The sequence below is a fragment of the Sulfitobacter sp. M368 genome, assembly GCF_025141875.1.
Taxonomy (GTDB): Bacteria; Pseudomonadota; Alphaproteobacteria; order Rhodobacterales; family Rhodobacteraceae; genus Sulfitobacter; species Sulfitobacter mediterraneus_A.
This window is the reverse complement of record NZ_CP081113.1, coordinates 3592854-3610659: the sequence shown is the minus strand read 5'-3', so window position 1 is coordinate 3610659 and position 17806 is coordinate 3592854. Positions and strand designations below refer to the sequence as shown.

General features: G+C 60.1%; 15 protein-coding genes. 11 read left to right on the top strand and 4 right to left on the bottom strand.

Translation table 11 applies throughout. The features are described 5' to 3' along the window. The first annotated feature begins 49 nt into the window (after positions 1-49). Positions 50-1324, top strand: a complete 1275-nt coding sequence (locus tag K3754_RS17785) for an RsmB/NOP family class I SAM-dependent RNA methyltransferase (RefSeq protein ID WP_259939011.1) — start codon at positions 50-52, stop codon at positions 1322-1324. On the opposite strand, the gene K3754_RS17780 is transcribed toward K3754_RS17785, so the two are convergent. Next, positions 1325-2122 carry a PhnD/SsuA/transferrin family substrate-binding protein gene (locus K3754_RS17780; protein WP_311201446.1) on the bottom strand — a complete coding sequence of 266 codons (798 nt, stop codon included), beginning with the start codon at positions 2120-2122 and terminating at the stop codon, positions 1325-1327. Positions 2123-2252: 130 nt separating this feature from the next. Between K3754_RS17780 and K3754_RS17775 the strand changes: the two genes are divergently transcribed. From K3754_RS17775 to K3754_RS17750, 6 genes are all read left to right on the top strand, one after another. Then, complete coding sequence (locus tag K3754_RS17775) at positions 2253-4001, top strand: heparinase II/III family protein (protein ID WP_203209817.1); 1749 nt, start codon at positions 2253-2255, stop codon at positions 3999-4001. A 16-nt stretch (positions 4002-4017) separates the two neighbouring features. Further along, positions 4018-5604 carry a bifunctional phosphoribosylaminoimidazolecarboxamide formyltransferase/IMP cyclohydrolase gene (gene purH, locus K3754_RS17770; RefSeq protein WP_259939010.1) on the top strand — a complete coding sequence of 529 codons (1587 nt, stop codon included), beginning with the start codon at positions 4018-4020 and terminating at the stop codon, positions 5602-5604. Between the two features lie 15 nt (positions 5605-5619). After that, positions 5620-6117 (top strand): signal peptidase II, encoded by a 498-nt coding sequence (gene lspA / locus K3754_RS17765; RefSeq protein WP_259939004.1) that lies wholly within the window; start codon positions 5620-5622, stop codon positions 6115-6117. Positions 6118-6168: 51 nt separating this feature from the next. After that, a complete protein-coding gene (locus tag K3754_RS17760; RefSeq protein WP_203209820.1) occupies positions 6169-6672 on the top strand; it encodes a DUF3035 domain-containing protein in 504 nt (167 codons plus the stop codon). Positions 6673-6765: 93 nt separating this feature from the next. Beyond that, a complete protein-coding gene (locus tag K3754_RS17755; protein ID WP_259939001.1) occupies positions 6766-8109 on the top strand; it encodes a pitrilysin family protein in 1344 nt (447 codons plus the stop codon). Then, positions 8106-9419, top strand: a complete 1314-nt coding sequence (locus K3754_RS17750; RefSeq protein WP_259939000.1) for a pitrilysin family protein — start codon at positions 8106-8108, stop codon at positions 9417-9419. Before K3754_RS17755 ends, K3754_RS17750 begins: the two co-directional genes overlap by 4 nt. Positions 9420-9519: 100 nt before the next feature. Here the strand turns inward: K3754_RS17750 and K3754_RS17745 are convergent, their stop codons facing one another. Continuing rightward, positions 9520-11862: an aldehyde dehydrogenase family protein gene (locus K3754_RS17745; protein ID WP_259938999.1), complete on the bottom strand. Its 2343-nt coding sequence runs from the start codon at positions 11860-11862 to the stop codon at positions 9520-9522. 38 nt (positions 11863-11900) lie between these two features. Continuing rightward, a complete protein-coding gene (deoC, locus tag K3754_RS17740) occupies positions 11901-12914 on the bottom strand; it encodes a deoxyribose-phosphate aldolase (RefSeq protein WP_259938997.1) in 1014 nt (337 codons plus the stop codon). A gap of 249 nt (positions 12915-13163) precedes the next feature. Between deoC and K3754_RS17735 the strand changes: the two genes are divergently transcribed. From K3754_RS17735 to K3754_RS17720, 4 genes are read left to right on the top strand one after another with little or no spacing between them, the layout of a single operon-like run. Continuing rightward, the gene (locus tag K3754_RS17735) at positions 13164-14132 is read left to right on the top strand and encodes a metal ABC transporter solute-binding protein, Zn/Mn family (RefSeq protein ID WP_259938994.1); all 969 of its coding nucleotides are present in this window, start codon (positions 13164-13166) and stop codon (positions 14130-14132) included. 2 nt (positions 14133-14134) lie between these two features. Next, positions 14135-14935, top strand: coding sequence for a metal ABC transporter ATP-binding protein (locus K3754_RS17730; protein WP_259938992.1), 801 nt, complete (start codon positions 14135-14137; stop codon positions 14933-14935). Then, positions 14932-16137 (top strand): metal ABC transporter permease, encoded by a 1206-nt coding sequence (locus K3754_RS17725; RefSeq protein WP_259938991.1) that lies wholly within the window; start codon positions 14932-14934, stop codon positions 16135-16137. The genes K3754_RS17730 and K3754_RS17725 overlap by 4 nt, the downstream gene beginning before the upstream one ends. Beyond that, positions 16134-17063 (top strand): metal ABC transporter permease, encoded by a 930-nt coding sequence (locus K3754_RS17720; protein WP_203209828.1) that lies wholly within the window; start codon positions 16134-16136, stop codon positions 17061-17063. Before K3754_RS17725 ends, K3754_RS17720 begins: the two co-directional genes overlap by 4 nt. Here K3754_RS17720 and uraH read toward each other — a convergent pair. Continuing rightward, positions 17043-17402, bottom strand: a complete 360-nt coding sequence (uraH, locus tag K3754_RS17715; RefSeq protein WP_259938989.1) for a hydroxyisourate hydrolase — start codon at positions 17400-17402, stop codon at positions 17043-17045. The genes K3754_RS17720 and uraH overlap by 21 nt on opposite strands. Positions 17403-17806 lie beyond the last annotated feature (404 nt).

Sequence of the window (17806 nt, the reverse complement as noted above, 5' to 3'; positions counted from 1 at the left end):
GCCGACATGCCCACGACAACCCAAGACCCCGGATAGACAGGAAACCCCAATGGCAGACACAGGCGTTCAAGCCCGCAGAAGTGCGGTGTATATGCTCGATCAGATACTGGGGGATGAGCCGCGTTTGATGTCCGAACTGCTGGCGGGTGGCGCGCTGGACAAACTGCCCCCCGATGACCGCGCCCGAGCGCAACGCCTTGCTGTAGAAACCCTGCGCGGGTTGGAACGTGCAGACCGGTTGCTGCAAAAACACCTGAACAAACAACCGCCCCTGACCATTCGCAATGTGTTGCGCGTTGGCACCGTCGAGCTGTGTCAGGGCGGTGCTGCGCATGGTGTGGTGAATGCGATGGTCAATCTGGTATCGAGCCATAACAAATTGAGCCACCTCAAAGGCCTCACCAATGCGGTGCTGCGCAAAATTGCAACTGACGGCCCCGAGGCATGGGCCGCACTGCGTGCCCCCCGCCTGCCCAAGTGGCTGCGCGGCCCGTTGATTGAGGCATGGGGGCCAGATGCGATGGCGGCCATGGAGGCGGCGCATTTTGCAGGTGCACCGCTGGATCTGACCGCCAAGGGTGATGCAAAGGCATTGGCTGAATTGGTGGGTGGTGCCTTGCTGGCGACGGGCACCGTGCGCGTCGAAAATGCAGGCCAGGTGTCAACAATGCCCGGATTTGCCGAAGGCGAATGGTGGGTCCAAGACGCCGCTGCCGCGATCCCTGTGCGGGTTTTGGCACCCCGAGCCGGCGAAGCCGTGCTGGATCTATGTGCCGCGCCGGGCGGAAAGACCATGCAACTGGCCGCCGCTGGCGCGGAGGTAACGGCGGTCGATTCTTCTGTGCCACGTATGGTGCGGGTCAAAGAAAATCTTGCGCGGGTCGGGCTAACAGCCAAAACCCTGACCAAAGATGCCCGCGCAGTGAAAGGCAGCTTTGACGCGATTTTGCTGGATGCGCCCTGTTCAGCCACTGGCACAATGCGCCGCCACCCTGATCTGCCCTATGCCAAGGATGGGTCCGAATTTGGCGATCTGATCGAATTGCAGGGAGAGTTGATTGACCACGCTTGGACATTGCTCAAACCCGGCGGTCGTCTGGTGTTTTGTACATGCAGCCTGCTGCCTGATGAGGGTGAAGTGCAGGTGGACGAGGCACTGGAGCGGCACGAGGATATGACCGTGGACCGCGATGCGCTCAAGATTGATGGTGTCTCGGCGGATTGGATCACCACCGAAGGCGGCCTGCGGCTGCGTCCCGATTTCTGGGCGGACAAAGGCGGCATGGACGGGTTCTACATCGCCTGTCTACGCAAGGCGGTTTGATCAGCCAGCGGTTTCTGGAGGATTTGAGATCGCCAGATAGGCGGCTTTGGGAATGTGGGTCAAACCCTTGAGGCAAAGCGCATCGCGATCCGCTTGATCTAGCCCCGCAATCGCCGCCGAGACCGCTTCGTATGTCGCCTGCCGGTCGACACCAGCCGCCGCGATATAGGGCAGGCCGGGGGTCGGAGAGGTTTGGGCCAGAACCCGCAGATCAGCTGCAAAAGCATCGTATTTCTGGATCAATTCCCACGTCACCACGTCAAGCGCGGCAATATCGGCCCGTCCTTCTGCCACGGCCCGCGCCGAGTTGAGATGACCGTGGCTCTGGCTGCGGTTTTCAAACCAGAAGCCGTGCGTTTTGGCCAGGGCATAGGGCGCGGCATACCCTGATTGCGAAAAGGTTTGATTGTAGGTGAAACGCGCGTCGCGATAGGCGGGCAAGCCTGTCCGATGATCATCCGCCCGCACCACAATCACGCTGTTGTAATAGCCTGCCTCACAGCCTTTTACGCCATAATCCGGCGTGCCGATCAGCGTGACCTTGTCATGCAGCCATTTGCGATAGGGCATGCCGCAGGTCTGGCTCAACACCAGATCATCAGCGGTCCAGACCTCAAATTCATCCCGTGCATTGTCCGGCTTTTCAGGTGCATCAATGCCGCGCTGGGCGAGTTCGGCGCGGATCAAGGTCCAATACCGATCATGAGCCTGAGCGTTTTCGGGGCGCAGATACATCATCAAGCTGGCAATCACGGGCAATCCTCCGGTGGTTTCAAGGCGCAGTTCTAGCGCTGCCAAGCCGATCAAAACAGCCCATTTGCGACCAAACCCGCCGATGCTACCCTTCCGGGGCAAAAAGCGGTGACTCAGCGTCGTGCGCGGGCTATGCTCCCGTCAAACGCCGTCAGAGCGTCAAGGGCAGCGAGATATGTTCAATATGACCAGCTTGAAAGCGCGCAAGGCGCGGTTTCTCAATCGGTGGCACGCCCGCGCGGCGACCCGCACCCGTGCGCAGGTTAAAGGATTCGTATCCTCCCCCGAGCCCCGAACTATCGGTTCTTTTGCCCGCGGGCGGCAGTTGATCGCGGGCAATTTCCTGTTTGCCGGAACTCTGGTGAATGCGCCGGGGCAATCCATGTGGGCGATTGAGCCACCAGATGCGAATTATGCCGCCGAATTGCAGGGGTTTTCCTGGCTCGATGATCTGGCTGCACTGGGGGATCCAGCGGCGCGGTCTGCGGCGCAAGACTGGCTTTGGGGCTGGATCGAGATTTATGGCAAGGGCAAGGGGCCGGGGTGGACACCTGATCTGACGGGCCGCCGTTTGATCCGATGGATCAACCACGCCCTGTTTGTGCTGCGGGGCCAGGAAACGGCACAAAGCAAGGCGTTCTACCGCTCGCTTGAACAGCAGACACAATTCCTTTCGCGGCGCTGGCGCGGCGCGGCGCCGGGTTTGCCCAGGTTCGAGGCGCTTACTGGTTTGATCTACGCCGGACTTGCCCTTGAAGGGCAAGAGGGGCTGGCCGATCCGGCGGTCAAGGCACTGGCGCGCGAGTGCAGCATACAGATCGACGATCAGGGCGGCTTGCCGACCCGCAATCCCGAAGAACTGCTGGCCGTGTTTACCCTGCTGACCTGGGCCGGAGCCGCGCTGCAGGATGTTGGCCGTACTCCGCCGCGTGAACACCTTGCCGCAATTGAACGGATCGCCCCCACCCTGCGCAGCCTGCGCCACGCCGATGGCGGTTTGGCGCGGTTTCACGGCGGTGGGCGCGGTGTCGAGGGATGGCTGGATCATGCGCTGGCGGCCTCCAACGTGCGGGCAACGCAGCCTGAAGGCCTTGCCATGGGCTATGCCCGGCTGTCTGCCGGGCGCACCAGCGTTGTGATCGATGCCGATACCCCGCCAGTGGAGGATGCGTCGGTGAACGCTCATGCATCAACACTGGCATTTGAACTCACCTCTGGCCGCCGTCCCTTGGTGGTGAATTGCGGATCTGGCGCGTCTTTCGGGCTTGAGTGGCGACGGGCCGGGCGGGCAACGCCGTCGCATTCTGCACTATCGCTTGGCGGCTTCTCCAGTGCCCGCTTGGCCGAACCGGACCGTCATTCTGGTCTGGAAGAACTGATCGACGGGCCAACCCATGTGCCGGTCGAAATCAGCAGCGCCCCGGATGGCCTGCGGTTTCAGGGCGGGCACAACGGCTATGTCAAATCCCATGGGCTGACCCATGCCCGCACACTTGAGCTGACGCTGGACGGGCGCGGCCTTGCGGGAGAAGACATGCTCTTGGCGATGGAAGATGCCGACAAGCGACGCTTTGACGCGGCGCTGGACGCGGGAGAGCTGAAGGGTCTGCGCTTTGACATCCGGTTTCACCTGCATCCGGACGTGGATGCAACGCTGGATCTGGGCGGCGCTGCGGTTTCGATGGCGTTAAAGAGCGGGGAAATCTGGGTTTTCCGCCATGACGGGGCGCATAACCTCTCGCTTGATCCGGGGGTCTATCTGGAGACAACCCGCCTCAAACCCCGCGCGGCACAGCAGATTGTCCTCACCGGGATGGCATTTACCTATGCCACACGCATCAGGTGGTCCTTGTCCAAGGCGCAGGAAACTGCGATTGGCGTGCGTGATTTGTCTATGGACGATCCCTATTCTGATGACGACTGACCAAAGGACCACTGCCATGCCCGATCTTGCCCCCGTCAAACGCGCCCTTCTTTCCGTTTCCGACAAGACCGGATTGGTCGATCTGGGCAAGGCGCTGGCCACTCACGGGGTTGAACTGCTCAGCACCGGTGGCACCGCCAAGGCGCTGCGCGAGGCCGGGCTTGAGGTCAAAGACGTGGCCGAAGTTACCGGTTTTCCGGAGATGATGGATGGCCGGGTCAAGACCCTGCACCCCGTGGTACATGGCGGTCTGCTGGCCCTGCGCGACAATGACGAACATGTTGCCGCGATGAACGAACACAACATCGGCGGCATCGATCTGGTGGTGGTCAATCTTTATCCGTTTGAGGCGACGGTGGCCAAAGGGGCCGAATACGCCGAAGTGATCGAAAACATCGATATTGGCGGGCCGGCGATGATCCGTTCTGCCGCCAAGAACCATGGCTTTGTCAACGTTGTGGTTGATACCGAAGACTATGCCGCCGTGATCGCGGAGCTGGAGGCCAACAACGGCCAGACCACCTATGCCCTGCGTCAACGGCTGGCCCAGACGGCCTATGCTCGCACCGCCGCCTATGACACGGCTGTCAGCACCTGGATGGCTGCGCAAGTGGACGACACACCGCGCCGCCGCACCTTTGGCGGCACATTGGCGCAAACCTTGCGCTATGGCGAAAACCCGCATCAGCAGGCGGCGTTCTACACCGATGGCACAAACCGTCCCGGCGTGGCCACCGCGCAGCAGCATCAGGGCAAGGAGTTGTCTTACAACAACATCAACGACACCGATGCGGCTTTTGAGCTGGTCAGCGAATTTGACCCCGCGGGCGGTCCGGCCTGTGCGATCATCAAACATGCCAACCCCTGCGGCGTGGCCACCGGATCAACCATGGTCGAGGCCTATACCCGCGCCTTTGATTGTGACCGGACTTCGGCCTTTGGCGGCATTATCGCACTGAACCAGACACTGGACGGTGAAACCGCCGAAGCGATCAGCGGGATTTTTACCGAAGTGGTGATTGCCCCTGGTGCCGATGCTGATGCGCTTGAAGTGTTTGCCAAGAAAAAGAACCTGCGTCTGCTGACCACCGATGGTCTGGCCGATGCCGATGCGGCGCAACTGGCCGTGCGGCAGGTCTCTGGCGGCTTTTTGGTGCAGGACAAGGACGTGGGCCGGATCACACGGGATGACCTCAAGGTCGTAACCAAACGCGCACCGTCCGATCAGGAACTGAGCGATCTGCTGTTTGCCTGGACCGTGGCCAAACACGTCAAATCCAACGCGATCATCTATGTCAAAGACGGCGCAACCGTGGGCGTTGGCGCGGGCCAAATGAGCCGTGTGGACAGCACCCGCATCGCTGCCCGTAAAGCGCAGGACATGGCCGAAGCGATGGGACTGCCCGCGCCGCTGACACAAGGGTCGGTTGTGGCCTCTGACGCCTTCTTTCCCTTTGCAGACGGATTGATCACGGCGGCCGAGGCGGGCGCAACCGCGCTCATCCAACCGGGCGGCTCCATGCGCGATGACGAAGTGATTGCAGCGGCGGATGAGGCGGGCCTCGCGATGGTCTTCACCGGCATGCGCCACTTCCGACACTAAGACAGAGGGCGGCAGATGCGTATCTTTTACTGGGCCGGATTTGCCGCCTTTTTGCTGGACCAGGTCAGCAAGTACATTGTGATCCACCTGATGGATCTGTCGCGCATCCGCGCGATTGACGTGATGCCGCCGATCCTGAACTTCCGATATGGCGAGAACCGCGGGATCAATTTCGGCATTCTGGGCGATGCGCCTGATGCCAGCCGTTGGGTGTTGATCGGGCTTGCGCTGGTGATTTGCGTCGGCGTGTTTTTCTGGATGCGCCGCGCCAAAGTTGGCGTTTTGGCGCAGATCAGTGCCGGATTGCTCGTTGGCGGTGCTTTGGCAAATGTCGCAGATCGGGTCATCTATGGCTACGTTCTGGATTTCCTGAACATGTCCTGCTGCGGGATCAACAATCCCTTTGTTTTCAACGTTGCGGATGTCTTTATCTTTGCAGGCGCAATCGGTTTGGTCTTTTTTGTGGAAGATCCAAAAAAGGCTGGAAAAGCGGCGGCGAAAAAACATAAGTGACATTGCCCACCTGCCTGCGATATTGAAAGGCAGACCCATAGGAGACGACCCATGCGCCGTATCGCTTTGATTGCCCTGATCCCGCTCGCTCTTGCGGCGTGCTCCAATCAGGGATTGAGAGATCTGCGCAGCTCCTCTGACGGGCCGGACGAGTTTATGATCCAGCCGGTAAAGCCGCTAGAATCCCCCGACAACTACGCGACGCTGCCAACGCCGACACCGGGCAAAGCCAACCTGACGGATCGCTCTGCCCTGAACGAAGGGGTGCAGGCCTTTGGCGGGCGTCCGCAATCGGCGGATGGGGGTATCCCGGCAAGTGACGGCGCATTGGTGCGTCATGCCAGCCGCAATGGCGTTTCCGCCAACATCCGCGAAGAACTGGCCGAGACCGACGCCAAGTTCCGCAAACGTAAGGCACGGTTCACCCAGTTCCGGATTGTGCCGGTGGATCGCTACAATCAAGCGTACAAACGACAGGCGCTTGATGCCAACAAGGAGGCACGTCGCTGGCGCCGGGCTGGTGCGCGTACTCCATCGGCGCCCCCGGCAAAGTGATCAGTCGTCAGCGCTGAAAGTGCAGATCGCCCCTTGATTGTGTGCGCAACCCGCGTACCTACAAGCACAAGCGAAACATTCAAAGGACGCTCCATGTTCAAAGCGCCGATTTTTGCGGCTTTGGCGGCGGTATTCCTGCCGTTTGCCACAGTCCACGCCAATGCCAACGAGGCGGTCAGCCATTTCACCCTTGAAAACGGGATGGATGTGGTCGTGGTCGAAGATCACCGCGCCCCTGTTGTACAACAGATGGTCTGGTATCGCGCCGGATCTGCGGATGAGCCGAAGGGCGCATCAGGTGTTGCGCATTTTCTGGAGCATTTGCTGTTCAAAGCGACAGACAAAATGGAGTCGGGCGAGTTTTCCGCAACCGTGGCCGCAAACGGCGGGCGCGACAACGCATTTACCAGCTATGACTACACCGCCTATTTCCAACGGGTGGCCGCCGATAGGCTGGAGCTGATGATGCGGATGGAAAGCGACCGGATGCGCAACATCCGGCTGACGCCGGACAACATCCGCACCGAACGTGACGTGATCCTCGAAGAGCGCAACCAGCGCACCGAGAACAACCCGTCTGCACTGTTCAATGAACAGATGAACGCCGCGCAATATCTCAACCATCGATATGGCGTGCCGGTGATTGGTTGGAAACACGAGATGCAGACACTTGATCTGGATGATGCGCTGTCCTTCTACGAGACCTATTATTCGCCCAACAACGCCATTCTGGTGGTCTCTGGCGATGTGGAACCCGAAGACGTGCTGGCATTGGCCAGGAAATACTATGGGGTGATCCCCGCCAATCCTGACCTGCCCGAACGCCTGCGCACCGAAGAACCGCCCCAGAACGCAGAGCGGCGGCTGATCTTTCGGGATCCGCGTGTGGCGCAACCCTATGTAAGCCGGTCCTATCTTGCACCGGAACGTGATCCCGGTGCACAGGAAAAGGCCGCTGCACTGACAATCCTCGCCGAGATCCTCGGCGGTGGCACCACGTCTTTCCTGGCGGAAAAGATGCAGTTCGATACCCAAGTCGCGACCTACACGGCGGCTTATTATCGGGGCAGTTCCCTTGATGACACTACGTTTAATTTCATTGTTGTTCCGGCGGATGGCGTGACCTTGCAACAGGCAGAAGATGCTCTTGATGCTGCGCTGGCGGATTTTGTCATTGCCGGTGTCGATGCAGAACAGTTGGACCGGATCAAATTACAAATCCGCGCCTCCCAGATTTATGCCCGTGACGATGCCGACAGCGTTGCCAACCGCTATGGTCAGGCGCTGGCGATGGGGATGAGTGTGCAAGACGTGCAAGACTGGCCTGATATTCTTGAGGCTGTGACAGCCCAGGACATCATGCAGGCCGCCAGTGAAGTTCTTGATCGCCGGGCGTCTGTCACCGGATGGCTGATGAAAGCGGAGGCCGCGCAATGAGATTGATTTTTGCCCTGATCCTGACAGCACTGGCTGGTCTTCCAGCCCGCGCCGAAGTGAACATCCAATCTGTTACCAGTCCCGGCGGGTTGACCGCATGGTTGGTTGAAGAACCTTCCATTCCCTTTGTCGCGCTGGAAATCCGGTTTCGCGGGGGTGCCTCGCTGGACCGGCCCGGAAAGCGCGGCGCGGTGAACCTGATGACGGCGCTGCTGGAAGAGGGGGCGGGCGACATGGACGCCCGCGCTTTTGCCCGTGCCGCAGAAGCGCTGGCCGCCAGTTATGATTTTGATGCCTCCAATGATGCGGTGGCGATCTCGACGCGGTTCTTGACCGAGAACCGTGCAGAATCCGTGGCTTTGCTCAAGTCAGCGTTACAGGCGCCACGATTTGACGAAGAAGCGATTGAACGGGTGCGGCGGCAGGTGCTGTCGATCATCCAGTCTGACCAAAAAGACCCCGATGACATCGCAAGCCAGACGTTCAATCAAATTGCCTATGGTGATCACCCATATGGATCGTCCCTGAATGGCACATTGGAAAGCGTGGCGGCTTTGACTCGCGATGACCTGCTGGCGGCGCATGCTGATGTGCTGGCCCGCGACCGGATTTATATAGGCGCCGTTGGCGACATCACGCCCGAAGAACTGGGCGCATTGGTGGATGAACTGCTTGGCGGATTGCCGGAAGAAGGGGCAGAAATGCCGCCACTGGCAGAGGTGACAATCCCCCCTGGCGTGACGGTGGTGGACTTTGCCACACCGCAATCCGTTGCGATCTTTGGCCAAAAGGGGATCAAGCAGGATGATCCAGACTTTTTTGCCGCGACCATTCTGAACCATGTGATCGGCGGCGGGTCGTTTGAAAGCCGTCTGATGACTGAGGTGCGCGAAAAACGTGGGCTGACCTACGGGGTCTATTCCTATCTTGTGCCGCGGGATCTGGCCGAGGTTTACATGGGCAACGTCAGTTCGGCCAATGACCGCATTGCGCAGGCCATTGCAGTGATCCGCGATGAATGGGCCAAGGCTGCGGCCGATGGCATCACCCCGCAAGAGCTGCAGGACGCCAAGACCTATATCACCGGGGCCTATCCCTTGCGGTTTGATGGCAATGGACCGATTGCGAACATTCTTGTGGGCATGCAGATGATCGGCCTGCCGATTGACTACATTCCAACCCGCAATGACAAGGTTGAGGCGGTGACGCTGGCGGATGTGAAGCGCGTTGCGGCGGAACTGCTTGACCCCGAAGGCCTGCACTTTGTTGTGGTTGGGCAGCCCGTAGGTATCGAGAGCACGGGCAATTGATCAGCCTGTGTAAAACGAGGCGCTAAAGCGCCACACGATATTGGTTCTGGCCAAGGGCCAGAACGTTTTTTGAGTTTTTCTTGCCAAATGAAGGCAGGGATTACTCGCCGTAGGGCACCCAGATGTTTTTGACCTCTGTGGCGGCTTGCAGGAATTCCCGCCCTTCGCCAGCGGCCCCGTGCCAGTCACGGGCGATACCGTTGTTGACCCATGTGCGCTTGAGATTATGGGCGGATCCTTTTTCGATGATTCCGCTCAGCTCTCCTGCGCCAAAGGACCAAACCGCGTCGACATCCATGTGCCGGGCCAGCGGATCGGCGATATCTGATTGCGGGCCTGTCAGGATGTTCACTACGCCCGCAGGTACGTCGGAGGTTTCAAGCACTTGCACAAAGTCGGTTGCGGACAGTGGGAAGGGCTCGGACGCAGAGAGGATCACGCGGTTGCCCATCGCAATCGCCGGCGCCATGCAAGAGATCAGGCCCAGAAGCGGCGCCTCGGCAGGGCAGAGCGCGCCAATGACGCCCACAGGTTCCTTCATTGCCAGTGCAACACCGCGGATCGGAACGCCGTGCACCTGACCGTCGTATTTGTCGGCCCATGCAGCATAGGTAAAGAGGCGGCGCACGGAGGCATCGACCTCTTTTGCGCCGGACTTGCCACCCTGTATTGCATCAAGGCGGTTGGCGAATTCACCGTGACGCGCGGCGAGGTTTTCGGCGATGTAATAGAGGATTTGTGCCCGCAAGTGCCCTGTGGTCTTTGACCAGCCTTTGGCGGCCTGTGCCGCCTCGACAGCGTTGCGCACATCCTTGCGGTTGGCCAGTGATGCATGGCCCAGCAAGGCGCCTGATTTGCCCCAGACCGGCGCGGAATAGCCACCGTCGGGCCGTGCCTGTTTGCCGCCGATGTAAAGCTTGGCGGTCCGGTCAACAGGATCGGCGGGCGCGCCTTCGCCGGTGAAGGCATCAATGGGTTTGAGCGGTTTGGCATTGCCTTTGGGTTTGGTGTAGGCGCTGAGGCCTTCCCAGCCACCCTCGCGGCCAAAGCCGCTTTCACGGACGCCGCCAAAACCCGCAGCGGCATCCATCAGGTTGGTGCCGTTGATCCAGACAATCCCGGCGACCAGCTTGGGGGCGATGTCGAGGGCCAGATTGACGTTCTCGGACCAGATCGTCGCGGCCAGTCCATAGCGGGTGTTATTGGCCAATTGCACCGCCTCGGCAGGGGTGCGGAATGTCGTGGAGACCAGAACCGGACCAAAGATCTCTTCTTGCATCAGGGTGTCGGCAGGGTTCAGACCAGTGATTAGAGTTGGCGGATAAAAACACCCTTCTGCTGGCATCTCGGTTTCTGCGACGAAACGTTCGCCTGCGGTATTGGCCTCGACCAAGCTGGATACCGATTGCAGCTGCACCGGATCGACCAAAGCGCCGACGTCGATGCTTTTGTCTAGCGGGCTGCCCACACGCAGCTTGTTCATCCGGGCGCGGAGCTTGGCATAGAAACGGTCCGCGATGGGTTCATGCACCAAAAGCCGCGATCCAGCGCAGCAAACCTGCCCCTGATTGAACCAGATCGCATCAACCAGCCCCTCGACAGCGCTGTCGAGATCGGCGTCGTCAAATACGATGTAGGGGGATTTGCCGCCCAGCTCCAGCGTCAGCGCCTTGCCGCTGCCTGCGGTCGCCTCGCGGATGCGGCGGCCTACGGCGGTGGAGCCGGTGAAGGCGATCTTGTCGACGTCTGCGTTGACGATCATCTCACCCACTGCACCGTCGCCGGTGACGATGTTGACCACGCCTTTGGGCAGACCCGCCTGACGGCAGATGTCTGCAAAAAGAAGGGCAGTCAGCGAGGTATACTCCGCCGGTTTCAGCACCACGGTGTTCCCCATAGCCAATGCAGGCGCGATCTTCCATGCCAACATCAACAGAGGGAAATTCCACGGGATGATCTGTCCACAAACGCCCAAGGCTTCGGCATCAGGCAGTTCGCTGTCCATCAGTTGCGCCATGCCCGCATGGTAGTAAAAATGCCGTTGGGCCAAGGGCACGTCGATATCGCGGGCCTCGCGGATCGGCTTGCCGTTGTCCATCACTTCCAGCACCGCGAACAGGCGGCTGTGTTTTTGCAACAAACGGGCCAGCGCATAGAGGTATTTCGCGCGGCCATGCCCGCCAATCGCGGCCCATTTGGGCTGTGCTTTGCGGGCCGCTTTGACGGCGGCATCAACGTCGGCTTGGGTGGCTTGGGACAGGGTTGCCAGAATTTCGCCCGTTGCGGGGTTCTTGCTGTCGAAACCATCACCGGCCTTGGTGAAAGCCCCGTCGATGAAATGGCCAAACCGATCGCCCTGATCGACAAGCCACGCCAGTGCTTCGGCGGCTCCCTCGGGGGCGGTGCCATACTCCATGGTCTCAAAGATGTCAGCGACGCTCATAGTTCACCCTTTTCAAAAGTCTTGGTCCAGCGCTTGGCTTAGCTTGTGGCGTGGCGGTATCCGGCGGAATAGCTGCCGGTGACGTGGTGTTCGAGTTGCCGCTCAATGTCATTGAGCAGCGAGGAAGCGCCAAAGCGGAAGAGGTCCGGCTCAAGCCAGCGATCGCCAAGCTCTTCTTTCATCAGCGCAAGATAGGTGATCGCATCCTTGGCCTTGGAAATGCCGCCCGCCGGTTTGTAGCCGACGCGGATGCCGGTGCGTTCAAAATAGTCGCGGATGGCGCGGATCATCACCAGACTGACGGGCAGGGTAGCGTTGACGCTTTCCTTACCGGTGGAGGTTTTGATGAAATCGGCACCGGCCATCATGCACACCAAACTGGCGCGGGCGACATTGCGCAGGCTGCCCAACTCGCCGGTGGCAAGGATCGCCTTGACGTGCGCATCACCGCAAGCGGCACGGAAGGCTTTCATTTCGTCATAAAGCGCCTGCCAATCGCCGGTCAGGACATGGCGACGCGAGATCACGATGTCGATCTCGGCGGCGCCTGCCTCAACGCTCATTTCAATTTCGCGGATGCGCAGTTCAAGCGGCGACAGGCCGGCGGGAAATCCGGTAGACACCGCCGCGATGGGGATATTGGTGCCTTCCAGGGCGCGTTTCGCGGCCGGGATCATCTCGTGATAAACGCAGACCGCGCCGGTTGTGATCGGCTTCATCCCCAGTGCGTTCAGCAGATCAGGCGCAACCGGTTGCCGCGCCTTGGCACAAAGGCGTTCTACGCGCCGTTCGGTGTCATCGCCAGACAGCGTGGTCAGGTCGATACAGGTGATCGCACGCAAGAGCCATGCCGCCTGATGGGCCTTTTTCACAGACCGCCGGGCAGGCAAAGTCGCGGCACGGCGTTCCACGGCGGAGGTGTTCACCTGCACGCTACGCACCCAGTCGAGGTCAAGCGGCATACCGGGATTGCGCGGCTCCGTAACCTGCGGCAGATGCGCGTCGGTTGTCGTCGCGTCGGTGGTCTTTTTATCGGTGAGCTGGGCGGCCATAGGGCATCTCCGGTTCGAACAGATGGTCAAATTGCCACGGGCGGCAGGGGAATAGCAAGATGTCCTGCCGTGCGGTCACAAATGCATCAAATTGGGCAAAGCCGCAGGGGGCGAGCTCGGTTCAGGCCAAAACCGGCGGAAAAGCGCGCCAATCGACTGCTGGTTTAGAATGATATTGAGAATTAGTCGCAACAAGCTTGACTTAGTTGAGAATCAATCGCATCTATTACCGCAAGGAGATTGAGATCTATGGATTCTTTTTCGGTAACACGTCGCGCAGCCCTGTTGGGTGGTCTTGCGGTCTTGGGAACTGTGTCCTTTGCACGGGCCGCTGGCCAGCTGGATATTGTAGCGACCACGGGGATGATTGCAGATGCCACACGCCGGGTCGGCGGAGATCTGGTGTCGGTGCGGGCCTTGATGGGACCGGGCGTTGATCCGCATGGCTATCGTCAGACCCGCAGCGATATCGTGGCGATGACCCGCTCTGATCTGGTGCTGTGGCACGGGCTCTACCTCGAAGCGCAGATGGAGCGGTTCTTTGAAGAATTGGGCGACAAGCGGCAGGTCGTTGCCGTGGCGGAGGCCCTGCCAAAGGACAGCCTGCTGAGCCATGCAGATTATGAAGGGCGTTATGACCCCCATGTATGGATGGACCCGGCGACATGGATTGGTGTGGTTCAGGAAATCACCCGCACATTGACCACCTCACGGCCAGAGCATGCCGCCGCATTTGAGGCCAACGCCGCAAGCTACATCGAAGAATTGAACGCATTGGTCACCTACACAGCCGAGGCATTGCGCCGCGTGCCGGAAGATCAGCGCGTGTTGGTCACCGCGCATGACGCCTTCAGTTATTTCGGCAAGGCTTATGATTTTGAGGTGATCGGTATTCAGGGCATTTCAACCGCCAGCGAGGCGGGGTTGAACCGGATCAGCGAACTGGTGGACGTTCTGGTAGAACGCAACATCGGCGCGGTGTTTGTCGAAACATCGGTGTCGGATCGCAACATGCGAGCCTTGATCGAAGGGGCCGCTGCCCGCGGGCATGAGGTACGCATTGGCGGATCGCTTTACAGTGATGCGATGGGTGCGGATGGCACTTATGAAGGCACCTATATCGGTATGATTGATCACAACGCGACCACCATCGCCCGTGCTTTGGGCGCGGATGTGGCCCCTGGCGGCATGTCGGGCAAATTGATGCGGGGGAGCTAATCATGTCATTGGATCTGGTCACAGCAGACGCATTCACATCCCAGGAAACGGCCCGGCAGGACAGCCCTTTGGCGATCCGAGGGTTGACGGTATCCTATGGGCAGAAACCTGCGGTCTTTTCTGTCGATATGACAGTCGAGGCAGGCAAGATGACGGCGATCATCGGCCCCAACGGGGCGGGTAAATCGACCATGCTCAAGGCCGCACTGGGCATCATCAAACCGCTGGCGGGCACAACAACCGTATTTGGCAAACCAGTGGCGCAACAGCGCCAGAAGATCGCCTATGTGCCACAACGGGCTTCGGTGGATTGGGATTTCCCAACGCGGGTGATCGATGTGGTTCTGATGGGCCTCTACCCCAAGCTTGGCTTGTTGGGGCGGGTCCGTGCGGCGCACCGTCAAAAGGCCGAGGATTGCCTCACCCGTGTCGGTATGCAGGATTTTGCCACCCGCCAAATCGGCCAGCTGTCCGGCGGCCAACAACAGCGTGTATTTCTCGCCCGTGCCTTGGCGCAGGATGCAGAGCTGTACCTACTGGATGAACCTTTCGCGGGTGTCGATGCCGCGACAGAAAAGGCGATCATCGCGGTTCTCAAATCCCTGCGAGATGCAGGCAAGACCGTTGTGGCCGTACATCACGACCTGAGCACGGTGGCTGAATACTTTGATAATGTGTTCCTGATCAACACCCGCCGCGTGGCCGAAGGCAGCGTGGTCAACACCTTTGTCTCGCGCAACCTGCAAGATGCCTATGGCGGCCGCCTTGCCGGGGCGCAGATGGATGCGCTGGCACTCTCATGATCTTTGACGCACTGCTGTTGCAGCTGGGCTATAACGCCACGCTCGTGACGCTTGGTGCGGCCTTGCTGGGCATGGCTGCCGGTGTGGGTGGCACTTTCCTGTTCCTGCGCAAACGCGCCCTTGTCAGTGACGCGATCAGCCATGCCACCCTGCCCGGTGTGGCGCTGGCATTTATGGCGATGGTGGCGCTGGGCGGGGATGGTCGCAATCTGATCGGGCTGCTGGGCGGCGCGGCGATTTCGGCGGCGGCAGGCCTCCTGTTGGTCTCATGGCTCAGCTCCAGAACTCGACTGGCCGAAGATGCGGCTATCGGGTCGGTGCTGTCCGTCTTTTTTGGTTTTGGGATTGTCCTGCTGACCGTGATCCAAACCATGACCGCAGGCAGGCAGGCAGGCCTTGAGGGGTTCTTGCTTGGCTCTACCGCAGGAATGTTACGTAGCGATGCATTGGTGATCGCGGTCTCAGCGGCGATCACGCTGGCGCTGGTCCTGCTGATGCGGCGTCCGTTGACGCTGGCGGCATTTGATCCCGAATACGGGACTTCGCTTGGGCAGAATGTGCCGCGCACCGATCTTGCCATGATGGGGCTGGTGCTGGCGGTGACGGTTGTGGGCCTCAAGATTGTGGGCCTGATCCTGATTGTGGCGCTGCTGATCATCCCGCCGGTGACCGCGCGGTTCTGGACGGAACGGACCAATCATGTGGTGCTGATCTCCGGTCTGTTGGGTGGCGTATCGGCTTACATTGGCGCCGCGCTTTCGGCGGCTTTGCCGGATGTGCCCACCGGGCCGATCATTGTGCTGGTCGGCTTTGCCCTGTTTGCGATTTCTCTGCTTTTGGCGCCGCAGCGTGGATTGGTCTCTGCCGTGATGCGGCACTTGAGCTATCAGCGGCAGGTGCATCTACGCCAGGGGCTTTTGGCGCTGGCCCACGGGCAGCCGATCTACGAACGTCTGACCCTGCGCCTGTTGCGCAAACGCGGCTGGGCCTTGCCTGACGGCGTCGCCACCCCCGAAGGCAAAGGCCGCGCGGCCAAAGCGATGCGCGACGAAACCCGCTGGCAAGAGATCCGCCGCGATCCGGCGTTTGAAGTGGCGGCATCGCGATACGACGGGCTGACCGAAATCGAAAGCGTCCTGACCCCAGACCAAATCATCGAAGTGGACCGCCGCATTGGCCGCGCCGGACCGGTGTCCGCATGAACGGCGCGGAGTTTGTTCCCCTTTCGCTGGTTCCGTTGCTGACCGGCATCTTCGTGGCGGTGGCCTGTGCATTGCCGGGCAATTTCCTTGTGCTGCGGCGGCAGGCGCTGATCGGCGATGCGATCAGCCATGTCGTGCTGCCCGGTATCGTTGTGGCGTTTCTGATCACCGGCGTGGTCAGCACATGGCCCATGCTTTTGGGCGCGGCGGGTGCAGCGATGGTTGCAGTTGTCGCGATTGAAGGCGTTCGCCGGCTTGGCCGGATCGAGGCGGGCGCGGCCATGGGCGTGATCTTTACCGCGATGTTTGCCGGCGGTGTCCTGCTGTTGGAACAATCCGACACGTCCTCGGTGCATCTGGATGTGGAACACGCCCTTTATGGAAATCTGGAAAGCCTGATCTGGCTGGATGCGACAGGTTGGTCCTCCTTGTGGGATTGGCAGGCACTCAAGGGATTGCCGGTGGAACTGCCGCGCATGGCCCTCACACTTGTTGCGGTTACGCTTTTTGTTGCGCTGTTTTGGCGGCCCCTCAAGATCAGCACTTTTGACGAAGGGTTCGCCCAGACCATCGGCATGCGCACCGGCCCGTTGGGGCTGGGGCTGGTGATCATGGCGGCGATTGCGGCGGTGGCGGCCTTTGATGCGGTGGGCAGCATCATTGTGATTGCGATGTTCATCTGCCCGCCCGCAGCGGCGCGTTTGATGACCAACAGGCTAGAGCATCAGGTGGCGTGGTCCGTTGCTTTTGCCACGATCGCGGCGGTTCTGGGCTATGTCTTTGCAGGCTACGGGCCGCTGTGGATCGGACTGCAAGATTCGGTCTCGGCGGCTGGCATGATTGCCACCGTATCGGGGATCATCCTTGGTCTTGCGGCCCTCTTTGGCCCGCACCGCCTGCGCGGATCAGCTGCCCCGGTAGGTTGAATAGCCAAAGGGCGACAGCAAAAGCGGCACGTGGTAATGCGCATCTCCGTCTGAAATGCCAAAGCGCAGCGGGATTTCATCCAGAAACCGCGGATCTTCGGCAGGGGTGCCGATCCGGTCAAGGTAGGCACCGGCCTCAAACACCAATTCATATGTACCGGTGGCAAACTGCCCCTTGGGCAGGATCGGCGCATCTGTGCGGCCATCTGCATTGGTTTGCATCTGCGCGAGTTTGAGCCGGTTTGTGCCTTCAACCCGGTAAAGGGTGATGGTCATCCCTCCGGCAGGCAGACCGCGTGCTGTGTCCAGAACGTGGGTTGTAAGATATCCTTGCGACATTTGAACGCTCCTGCCTGTTGCCTTGGAACCGTTGAGGATAGCTGCCCCGCCGGTCAGGTCAATCCATGGCTGCAAACCGATTCGCGCCCTGATTCGCATGTTTTTTGTAAAGCGATTCGTTTTTGCTTTGACCTGCGAATCATCCCTTGCGTATATGGAGGCCCACACCACATTCAGGATCGGCCAATTGCGTGCCGTGATCTGTGGTCAAACGTCTGGGGGGACGTAACACATGAAATATTGGACCGTTCAGGTCAGATCATTCCGGCAAGGCGACGGTCAAACCCGCGCAATGCCAGTGGTGCCGTACCCCTATGCGCCGGGGTTGGCCCCCCGTGGCAGCCTATCCAGCAGTTACAGATTGGCCCGCGTCCGATACCGTTAAACGAAGAAAAAGCGCAGAT